Genomic DNA, 1,681 nt, shown 5'->3' with positions numbered 1-1,681 from the left:
TTAGCCCCGTAAAGGAATTTGAGTCTTATCCCCTTATAAGTTAAACTTATAAATACGGAGGGGATAGGAAATGACAAGGAAACAGTATCCAAAAGAGTTTAAAGAGCAAGTAATACAAGAAGCTCGAGAATGCGGAAATATTGCGCAGGTTGCTCGTCGCCATGAGGTCCATGTGAACATGCTCTATCGTTGGATTTAACAATCGAAACATAAATCATGGCAAGACGCTCCCGAAGATGCGAAGAAAGTATCCGCATTTGTCCCGTCTCCGAAAGAATTTGTCCAACTAGAATCCGAAAATGATCGGTTAAAGCAACTTCTCGGTGAAAAAGATCTTGAGATTGCCATATTGAGAGATTTAATAAAAAAGAAAAACCCGGGCTATCTGACAAAATTGAAATAGCCGACATATGGATTGCCCGGGGATACCCCGCAGCTACAGTTCTGCGGATTGTCGGGGTTCACGAAGCCACGTACTATTACCGAAAACAACGAAAATCAGATATCCCCATCGTCCGTCAATATAAAGGGGGACGGCCGATTCAGGGATATTCTTGCACGGTTGACGGAAAACGTGTCAGTGATGAGCAAATTAAGGAATACCTACTTGAACTCATCACGGGTGAAGAAAATGCATACGGATATCGAAAACTTACTTTATGTTTACAACGTCAGCATCACTTGGTAATTAACAAGAAAAAAGTCTATCGATTATGTAAGGAACTGGGCATTCTCTCACCTCAACGTAAGATCCGATTAACGTATCCACGACGATGGGCGAATAATCGGCAGATTACCCATTCAAATCAGCTTTGGGAAATCGATGTGAAATACGGATACATTGCCGGGGAGAACCGATTCTTCTACATGATGTGCCTTATCGATATCTATGACCGAATGGTGATCGATTACCATATTGGCGTAACCTGTGAAGCTCGCCATGCGGTAGAATTGGTTCAACGAGGGCTCTGGAAGCGTCAACAGTTTGAGACAGCCATGAAACCCGTGGTCCGAACCGATAATGGACCACAGTTTATTAGTCATGCCTTTGAGAAAGCTTGTGCGGAATTTAGTCTTGAACATGAACGGATTCCGCCCAAAACACCAAACAAAAATGCACACATTGAATCTTTTCATGCCATCTTGGAGAGAGAATGTTTACAACGGCATGAGTTTATGAACTACCAGGAAGCGTACCGTGTCGTTGTTGATTTTGTTTTATTTTATAATCACCGCCGTATTCACGGCAGTCTCTATGACTTGTCTCCGGTAGAGTTTCGAAAACAATTATCTTTAGGTACAATCAAACCGCTTGAGGTCCGAGTCTAACCCGATGTGTACAAACCAGAGTGGTTTCCCTGTTACCGGATGCTGGAGCCTGAGCTCGTCCTCTTCTCAGAAAGTGACCGTTACGCACTACCTTAGACATAGACGGCAACCGCTTGCGGCGCGAAGCGGCCTTGACCGCTGTGGTATGCTGGGGAAGCCGACGGGCGATAACGATAGGTTACCGTCTACCGTCACCCTCGCCCGTCCTATTGAATAAATACCACAGCGAGTCAAGGCTTGACGGCTAGGTCGCGCTAGTTTAACAAGTTTCCCCATTTGCCTTCTCTAAAATGAGATCTTACGCATTCATTTGAATAAGGGCGATCGGCTCAAAAATAATGGGGTTAAACCG

The 1,681-nt window shown here is 44.6% G+C and carries 2 protein-coding genes; both read left to right on the top strand.

Going from position 1 to position 1,681, the window contains the following annotated elements:
- Positions 1-70 precede the first annotated feature (70 nt).
- Positions 71-199, top strand: coding sequence for a transposase (locus H1S01_RS21735; protein WP_243237462.1), 129 nt, complete (start codon positions 71-73; stop codon positions 197-199).
- Between the two features lie 149 nt (positions 200-348).
- Entirely contained in the window at positions 349-1,329 is a 981-nt protein-coding gene (locus H1S01_RS20085; protein WP_188042143.1) for an IS3 family transposase, read from the top strand.
- Positions 1,330-1,681: the final 352 nt, after the last annotated feature.

Source organism: Heliobacterium chlorum (assembly GCF_014502795.1).
Lineage (GTDB): Bacteria > Bacillota > Desulfitobacteriia > Heliobacteriales > Heliobacteriaceae > Heliobacterium > Heliobacterium chlorum.
Note: the sequence above shows the minus strand (reverse complement) of the source record. Positions and strands in the feature narration are given on the sequence as shown.